At 74.6% G+C, this 8170-nt stretch carries 8 protein-coding genes; 1 reads left to right on the top strand and 7 read right to left on the bottom strand.

Annotated elements, in window-relative coordinates:
* Nucleotides 1-91 precede the first annotated feature (91 nt).
* The 7 genes from ACWDYJ_RS35270 to ACWDYJ_RS35240 all read right to left on the bottom strand — a co-directional run bounded on the left by ACWDYJ_RS35270 (nucleotide 92) and on the right by ACWDYJ_RS35240 (nucleotide 6668).
* A complete protein-coding gene (locus tag ACWDYJ_RS35270; RefSeq protein ID WP_451569693.1) occupies nucleotides 92-715 on the bottom strand; it encodes a hypothetical protein in 624 nt (207 codons plus the stop codon).
* Between the two features lie 119 nt (nucleotides 716-834).
* The gene (locus ACWDYJ_RS35265) at nucleotides 835-1023 is read right to left on the bottom strand and encodes a DUF397 domain-containing protein (protein ID WP_451569691.1); all 189 of its coding nucleotides are present in this window, start codon (nucleotides 1021-1023) and stop codon (nucleotides 835-837) included.
* A 133-nt stretch (nucleotides 1024-1156) separates the two neighbouring features.
* A complete protein-coding gene (locus tag ACWDYJ_RS35260; protein WP_451569690.1) occupies nucleotides 1157-1966 on the bottom strand; it encodes a type III pantothenate kinase in 810 nt (269 codons plus the stop codon).
* A gap of 3 nt (nucleotides 1967-1969) precedes the next feature.
* Nucleotides 1970-2938 carry a carboxylating nicotinate-nucleotide diphosphorylase gene (gene nadC / locus ACWDYJ_RS35255; RefSeq protein ID WP_451569692.1) on the bottom strand — a complete coding sequence of 323 codons (969 nt, stop codon included), beginning with the start codon at nucleotides 2936-2938 and terminating at the stop codon, nucleotides 1970-1972.
* Between the two features lie 45 nt (nucleotides 2939-2983).
* Nucleotides 2984-4747, bottom strand: a complete 1764-nt coding sequence (locus ACWDYJ_RS35250) for an L-aspartate oxidase (protein WP_451569689.1) — start codon at nucleotides 4745-4747, stop codon at nucleotides 2984-2986.
* Nucleotides 4744-5736 carry a pantoate--beta-alanine ligase gene (gene panC / locus ACWDYJ_RS35245; protein WP_451569688.1) on the bottom strand — a complete coding sequence of 331 codons (993 nt, stop codon included), beginning with the start codon at nucleotides 5734-5736 and terminating at the stop codon, nucleotides 4744-4746. The genes ACWDYJ_RS35250 and panC overlap by 4 nt, the downstream gene beginning before the upstream one ends.
* Nucleotides 5733-6668 carry a Rossmann-like and DUF2520 domain-containing protein gene (locus ACWDYJ_RS35240; RefSeq protein ID WP_451569687.1) on the bottom strand — a complete coding sequence of 312 codons (936 nt, stop codon included), beginning with the start codon at nucleotides 6666-6668 and terminating at the stop codon, nucleotides 5733-5735. Before ACWDYJ_RS35240 ends, panC begins: the two co-directional genes overlap by 4 nt.
* A 98-nt stretch (nucleotides 6669-6766) precedes the next feature.
* Here ACWDYJ_RS35240 and ACWDYJ_RS35235 point away from each other — a divergent pair, with 98 nt between their 5' ends.
* Complete coding sequence (locus ACWDYJ_RS35235) at nucleotides 6767-7894, top strand: threonine aldolase family protein (protein ID WP_451569686.1); 1128 nt, start codon at nucleotides 6767-6769, stop codon at nucleotides 7892-7894.
* Nucleotides 7895-8170 lie beyond the last annotated feature (276 nt).

The following is an 8170-nucleotide window of genomic DNA, read 5'->3' as shown; positions in this document are numbered from 1 at the left end:
GCGCAAGTACGTCCAGTACGAGTCGCGGCCCTCCGCCTTGCGATGCACCCCACCGGACGCCGCGACCCGGCAAACCTTTCCGGCCACAGCACTAGCCGACGGCGCGGCCCTCCGCCGGGGGCGGGGTGGGCTTGCGGCGTGGCGGGAAGACCTCGCCCGGCGTCGGGACGGGCCGCGCGGGACGCTCGGTGTCCGGCTTCTCCTCGGGCGGGCGGTCCGGGCCGGGCCGCGCCGGGCGCGGCTCGGCGGGGGTCCGGCCGTCCTCGCGCCCGCCGGCCTCGCGCCCCCCGGCCTCGCGCCCGCCGGCCAGGGCCAGCAGCCGGGTGCGGCGTCCGGGCGCGACGGAGAGCCTGCGGCGTACGGAGCGCTCCAGGGCGCCCTGGGCCCGTTCCAGCACCGCGGCCGCGAGGGGGTTGGCGCGCAGGGCCCGCAGGGCGGCGAGGTCGTCGGGCACCGGCTCGTATCCGCCGGCCAGGGCGTCCTGGAGCAGCTCCAGGTAGCCCGGAAGGCTGCCGGGGAGCGCGCCCCGGTAGCGGGCCAGGTCGGCGAGCAAGAAGTCTCTGAACCGGCCCGCCTCCTGGACCGCGTCGTCCACCGACGCCGCGAGGCGCAGGCAGTCCTGGACCTCGGCGGCCGTCAGGGGGGCCTTGGAGGACTGAAGGGCGTGGGCGAGGAGGCGCCTGAGCACGAGCAGCTCAGCGGCGCCGAACGCCATGCCGCCGCGGGATCCGTAGGGCGTGGGCATGAGGTGACGATACGCGCTAATCGGACAAAATCCCCTGAAGGGGCGTCCCTGCGGCGCGGCGGGCGTGCGCCGGCTTCAGGGGTGTCGGGTCAGCCGGTCTCTTTGACGGCCCGCACGAAGTCGGCCCAGGCGGCGTGGGTCGTGGCCATCACGAGGTGCGCCGGGTCGGCCCGATCGGCCACCCGTACCAGTGTTCCGGGCGCTGCGGCCACGTAGACGCAGGCGTCTCCGGCGCCGCAGTAGGACGACTTCTGCCAGGCAGGCCGGTTCGCGGTCATGGTGTCTCCTCCGCCGTGGACGGGGTCGCGGTACTTCTCAAGCGCGACGCTATCGCCGCGGCACCCGTTTTCCAGGCAGGTTCGGAAGAAAGCACGGAAAAACAGCCCCCGCCGCGGGGCGGGGGCCGTCATGTCACTCGAAGTTGGGCGCGTTGCGCTCGTAGACCAGGCGCAGGCCGATCAGGGTCAGCCACGGCTCGTGGTCGTCGATGACGGAGGACTCGCCGAGGACGATCGGGGCCAGGCCGCCGGTGGCGATCACCCGGACGTCGTCCGGGTCGCCCGCCGGGCCCGCGAGCTCCTTGGCCATGCGGGTGACGATCCCGTCCACCTGGCCCGCGAAGCCGTAGACCACGCCCGACTGCATCGCCTCGACGGTGGACTTGCCGATCACGTTGCGCGGACGGGCCAGCTCGATCTTGCGGAGCTGGGCGCCGCGTACGCCGAGCGCCTCCATCGAGATCTCGATGCCCGGGGAGATCACCCCGCCCACGTACTCGCCCTTCGTGGAGACCGCGTCGAAGGTGGTCGCCGTACCGAAGTCGACGACGATCGCCGGGCCCCCGTAGAGCTCGACGGCGGCGACCGCGTTGATGATGCGGTCCGCGCCGACCTCCTTCGGGTTGTCCATGAGGATCGGCACGCCCGTCTTGATGCCGGGCTCCACCAGCACCGCCGGGACGTCGCCGTAGTAGCGGCGGGTGACCTCGCGCAGCTCGTGCAGGACCGACGGCACCGTCGAGCAGATCGCGATGCCGTGGATCCCGTCGCCCAGCTCGTTGCCGAGCATCGGGTGCATCCCCATCAGGCCCTGCATCAGGACGGCCATCTCGTCGGCCGTCCGGCGCGGGTCGGTCGAGATGCGCCAGTGCTCGACGATCTCGTCACCGTCGAACAGGCCCAGGACCGTGTGGGTGTTGCCTACGTCGATGGTGAGGAGCATCGCTTACTCCGCCTCGCGCAGGTCGAGGCCGATGTCCAGGATCGGCGAGGAGTGCGTCAGGGCGCCGACCGCCAGGTAGTCCACGCCGGTCTCGGCGTAGGCGCGGGCCGTGTCCAGGGTGAGCCGGCCCGAGGATTCCAGGGTGGCGCGCCCGGCGACGAGGGCGACGGCCTCGGCGGTCTGCTCGACGGTGAAGTTGTCGAGCAGGATCAGGTCGGCGCCGGCGTCCAGGACCTCGCGGACCTGGGCCACGGTGTCGACCTCGACCTCCACGGGTACGTCGGGGAAGGCCTCGCGTACGGCCTTGAAGGCCTCGGCCACGCCGCCGGCCGCGACCACGTGGTTGTCCTTGACCAGCGCCGCGTCCGACAGGGACATGCGGTGGTTGACGCCGCCGCCGCAGCGGACCGCGTACTTCTCCAGCGCGCGCAGGCCCGGGGTGGTCTTGCGGGTGTCGCGGACCTTGGTCTTCGTGCCCTCCAGGACCTCGGCCCAGCGGCGGGTGGCGGTCGCGATGCCGGAGAGGCGGCACAGGATGTTGAGGGCGCTGCGCTCGGCGGTCAGCAGGTCGCGGGTGCGGGCGCGTACGGAGAGCAGCAGGTCCCCCGCCGCGACCCGGTCGCCGTCCTCGGCGTGCCGCTCGACCTCGAAGGCCTCGGTGCAGACAATGGAGAAGACGGCCTCGGCGATGCGCAGGCCGGCCACGGTCCCGTCCTCGCGGGCGACGAAGTCGGCGACGGCCTCGGCCTCTTCGGGCACGGTGGCGACGGTCGTGACGTCGACCCCGCCGTCGAGGTCCTCGGACAGCGCCATGTGCGCGATGTCCTCGACCTCGATCGGGTCCAGGCCCGCGTCGGCCAGCAGCTGGGCCAGCGCCGGGTCGAGGCCGGTCTCCTCGCCCTCGCCGCAGCCGCAGTCGTCGCCGCAGCCGCCTTCGGTCTGGTCGATCAGGGGGAGTTCGGGGGTGGTCACGGTCACAGCTCCAGGCTCTGGGGGCGTTCGGGGGGGGGAACGGGATCAGCGGGACGGGGTCAGGGGGACGTGTACGGACGGGAAGTCCGCGGAGTCGGTGGGGGTGACGACCAGGGCCCGCTTCTCGGTCGCCGACAGCCGCACGACGAGGTGGCGGCGCCAGGCGGCGTCGTCCCGGTCGGGGTGGTCCTCGCGCCAGTGGCAGCCGCGGGTCTCCGGGCGCCGCTGGGCGGCGGCGACCAGGACGCGGGCCACGCAGAGCAGGTTGGTGGCCTCCCAGGTGTCCACGCCGGGGACGGCGGTCTTGCCGTGGGACTCCAGCTCGCCCAGAGCCGTCGTGTAGAGGGTCTCCAGGGCCTCCGCGGCCGTGTTCAGGGACTCGGCGGAGCGGAGCACGCCCGCGCCCTGCGTCATGATGCGCTGGATCTCGTGGCGCGCCTCGGCGGGCTGGAGCGGACCGGTGGCGGGGACCCGGACGGGGACGTGGACGTTGCCGGGGCCGTTGCCGTTGCCGTCGGGCACGTGGGCGACGATGTCGTCGGCGATCCGCTCGGCGAAGACCAGGCCCTCCAGGAGGGAGTTGGAGGCGAGGCGGTTCGCACCGTGCACACCGGTGCAGGCGACCTCGCCGCACGCGTACAGGCCGGGGACGGTGGTGCGTCCGTACAGGTCGGTCCGTACCCCGCCGGACGCGTAGTGCGCGGCGGGCGCGACCGGGATCGGCTCGGTCACCGGGTCGATGCCGTGGGCGCGGCAGGCGGCGAGGATCGTCGGGAAGCGGTGCTCCCACATCTCGGCGCCGAAGTGCCGGGCGTCGAGGTACATGTGCTGGGCGCCCTGCTCCTGCATCCGGCGCATGATGCCCTTGGCGACGATGTCGCGCGGGGCGAGTTCGGCCAGTTCGTGCCGGCCGGCCATGAAGCGCACCCCGTCCGCGTCGACGAGGTACGCGCCCTCGCCGCGGACGGCCTCCGACACCAGGGGCTGCTGGCCCTCGGCGTCCGGGCCGAGGAAGAGCACCGTCGGGTGGAACTGGACGAATTCGAGGTCCGAGACCTCGGCCCCGGCACGCAGTGCGAGGGCCACCCCGTCGCCCGTGGAGACGGACGGGTTGGTGGTGGCGGAGAAGACCTGGCCCATGCCGCCGGTCGCGAGGATCACGGCGGGCGCGTGGACGGCGCCGACGCCGTCGTGCTGGCCTTCGCCCATGACGTGCAGGGTGACCCCGGCCGTACGTCCTTCCGCGTCCTGGAGGAGGTCCAGTACGAGGGCGTTCTCCACGGTCTCGATCCCGGCGGCGTGGACCGCCTCGACCAGGGCCCGGGAGATCTCGGCGCCGGTGGCGTCGCCGCCCGCGTGCGCGATGCGGCGGCGGTGGTGGCCGCCCTCGCGGGTCAGTTCTATCTCGCCGGTCTCGGCGGAGGTGTCGAAGACCGCGCCGGCCTCCATGAGGCGGCGTACGGCGCCCGGTCCTTCGGTGACGAGGAGCCGTACGGCGGCCTCGTCGCACAGGCCCGCGCCCGCGACGAGGGTGTCGTCCAGGTGCTGTTCGGGGGTGTCGCCCTCGCCGAGGGCGGCCGCGATGCCGCCCTGGGCCCAGCGGGTGGAGCCGTCGTCCAGCCGGGCCTTGGTGACCACGACCGTACGGCGGCCCGCGGCGGCGCAGCGCAGGGCCGCGGTCAGGCCGGCGACGCCGGAGCCGACGACCACGACGTCGGCGTCGACGGCCCAGCCGGGGGCGGGGGCGTGCAGCCGTATGCCGGTGCCGGCGGCGGTGCTGGGGGCGGGCCCTCTGCCTGTGGTGCTCACGCGTGTGCTCCGAATTCCAATGGAATGTTGTCGATCAGCCGGGTCGTGCCCACCTTCGCGGCGACGGCCAGCACGGCCTGTCCGGTGAAGTCCGGGCCGACGTCGGTGAAGTCCTGCGGGTCCACCAGTGCCAGGTAGTCCACGACCAGCGCCGGATCGTGGCGGCCCGCCTCGTCCAGCACGTGGCGCGCGGCGGCCCGTACGGCGTCCGGCAGTCCGGCGCCCGCGGCGGACACGGCGTGCGCGTCGGCGGAGGCGCGGATCTCGCCGAGCCGGGCCAGGGCGGTGGCGCGGTGGTCGGTGGCCGGGGCGGCCTCGGCGCGGGCGCGCAGGGCGGCCTGGGCGGCGAGCCGGTCGCGGCCGGCGAAGAGGGCGCGGGACAGGGCCAGGGCGGTGCGCCGCTCGACGGGCGAGAGGTAGCGGTTGCGGCTGGACAGCGCGAGGCCGTCCTCCTCGCGGACGGTCGGTACGCCGACCACCTCGACGGGGAAGTTCAGGTCGGTCACCATGCGCCGGATCAGGGCCAGCTGCTGGGCGTCCTTCTGTCCGAAGAGGGCCAGGTCCGGGGCGGTGAGGTGGAGCAGCTTGGCGACGACGGTGAGCATGCCGTCGAAGTGGCCGGGGCGGGTGGAGCCTTCGAGGCGTTCGCCCATGGGTCCGGCGGTGATCCGCACCTGCGGCGCGCCGCCGGGGTAGACCTCGTCGACGGCGGGGGCGAACACGGCGTCGGCGCCCGCGTCCTCGGCGATCCTCAGGTCGGCGTCGAGGGTGCGCGGGTAGCGCTCCAGGTCCTCGCCCGCCCCGAACTGGAGGGGGTTGACGAAGACGGTGGCCACGACCTGGCCGCCCGCTCCGACGGCGGCGCGGGCGCTGCGGATCAAGGTGGCGTGGCCCTCGTGGAGGGCCCCCATGGTCATGACGACGGCCCTGCGGCCGCTGCGCGGCAGCTTGTGCAGCTCGTCGGCGGTGTGCAGCAGCAGCCGGCTCACAGCTCACCGCCGTCGAGGTCGGCGGTGTCCGCGAGAACACCGAGCAGGTCCTCGGCCAGTTCCGGCTTGAGCAGTCCGTGTGCGAGGGCCCGGTCGGCGGTCGTACGGGCCATCGCGAGGTACCCGGCGACCGTGCCCGGGGCGTGCTTGCGCAGCTCCGAGACGTGCGCGGCGACCGTGCCGGCGTCGCCGCGGGCGACGGGGCCGGTGAGAGCGGCGTCGCCCGAGCGCAGGGCGTTGTCGAGGGCGGCGCCGAGCAGCGGGCCGAGCATCCGGTCCGGGTGCTCGACGCCGGCCTTGCGCAGCAGCTCCATCGACTGGGCGACGAGGGTGACCAGGTGGTTCGCGCCGAGGGCGAGGGCCGCGTGGTAGAGCGGCCGGCTCTCCTCCGCGATCCACTCCGGTTCCCCGCCCATCTCGATGACCAGCGCCTCGGCGGCCAGCCGCAGCTCGCCGGGCGCGGTCACGCCGAAGGAGCAGCCGGCCAGGCGCTGCACGTCGACCTCGGTTCCGGTGAAGGTCATCGCCGGGTGCAGGGCCAGCGGGAGCGCGCCCGCGCGGCGGGCCGGGTCGAGCACGGAGACTCCGTAGCGTCCGGAGGTGTGCACGAGGAGCTGGCCGGGGCGGACGGCGCCGGTCTCGGCGAGGCCCTCGACGAGGGAGGGCAGCGCGTCGTCGGGGACGGTCAGCAGGACCAGCTCGGCCCGCTCCAGCACCTGCGCGGGCGGTACCACCGGTACGTCGGGCAGCATCCGCGCTGCGCGGCGGACCGAGGCGTCGGAGACTCCGGAGACGGCGACGGGACGGTGGCCGGCCTGCTGGAGGGCGCGGGCCAGCGCGGGCCCGACGCGGCCGGCCCCGACGACGCCGACGGTGAGCCGGGCAGGGCGGCCGGACGGATCCCGGGGCTCCGTCTGATGGGGTGCGTTCACGCGGGGAAGGCCTTCCGTTCCAGTCCGCGGGGGGTACCGGACGATACGTCGCCATGCTAGCCCCTGGGCGCCCGGGCCGGTCGGCGATGATCGGGGGCATGACCGATGACGCGGAGCGGACGAAGCGGCTGGTGACGGCGTGGCGAGGAGCCGGGAAGGTGCTCTCGCGCAGCTTGCAGGAACCGACGGTGGGGGAGCTGCTGGCCGCGCTCGCCGAAGCCCCGTACGACATGGACGAGCCGGGGGACGTGTACGGCGGCGGGATCGTCGCCGAAGTGGAGGGGCGGGTCGCGCACCTGCTCGGCACCGAGGACGCGGCGTTCTTCCCGTCCGGGACGATGGCGCAGCAGATCGCGCTGCGGTGCTGGGCGGGGCGGACCGGGAACCCGGTGGTGGCGCTGCACCCGATGAGCCACCCCGAACGGTGGGAGGGCGGCGCGCTGTCCGCCGTCTCCGGCCTGCGGACGGTGCATCCGACGACGGAGGCGCGCCAGCCGACGGCGGAGGAGGTCCGGGACCTCCCGGAACCCTTCGGGACGCTGATGGTGGAGCTGCCGCTGCGCGACGCGGGCTTCCTGCTGCCGTCCTGGGAGGAACTGGAGGCGCTCGTCGGTGCGGCCCGGGAACGGGAGGCGGTGGTCCACTTCGACGGCGCCCGGCTGTGGGAGTCCACCGTCCACTTCGGCCGCGGGCTGCCGGAGATCGCGGGCCTGGCGGATTCGGTCTACGTCTCCTTCTACAAGTCCCTCGGCGGCCTCAGCGGGGCGGCCCTCGCCGGCTCGCGCGCCTTCGTGGAGGAGACCCGCGTCTGGCGACACCGCTACGGGGGGCAGGTCTTCCGGCAGTTCCCGCAGGCGCTGTCGGCCCTGACCGGGCTGGAGCGGGAGCTGCCGCGGCTGCCGTCGTACGTGGCCCAGGCGCGGGTGGTCGCGGGGGCGCTGCGGGAGGGCTTCGCGGCGGGCGGGGTCCCGTGGTTCCGGGTCGAGCCGGAGGAGCCGCACACGCACCAGTTCCAGGTGTGGCTGCCGTACGACGCGGAGCGGCTGACGGAAGCGGGCCTGCGGCTGGCGGAGGAAACGGGCACGGTCCTCTTCCGCCGGTGGTCGCCCGAGGGCCCGCCGGGCCTGTCGCTGGCGGAACTGGAGGTGACCGCCCCGGGCCTGTCCTGGTCCCGCGCGGACGTCACGAGGGCGGTATCGGATTTCCTCGCCCGCCTGGCCCCCTGACGGGGGGTCGCCCCGAGATCCGGTCCGGCGATATCCAGCCCCGCCGACGTTGAGTCACCGTCAGCCCCGCCGGCGTTGAGCCACCTTCAGCCTCGCCGACGCTCAGCCACCCTCAGCCCCGCCGACGCTCAGCCACCCTCAGCCCCGCCGGCGTTTGAGGCGCGGGTCCGGGCGGAGCCCGGTGCCCGGCGGAGCCGGGTTTCCTGGGACTCCGCCCCCGTGGGGCCGGGGGCGGCCGCTCCGTAGACGAGCACCAGGGGCTCGCCGAAGGCGGCG

This window comes from Streptomyces sp. NPDC003042, assembly GCF_053591315.1.
This window is presented reverse-complemented; position numbering and strand designations above follow the sequence as displayed.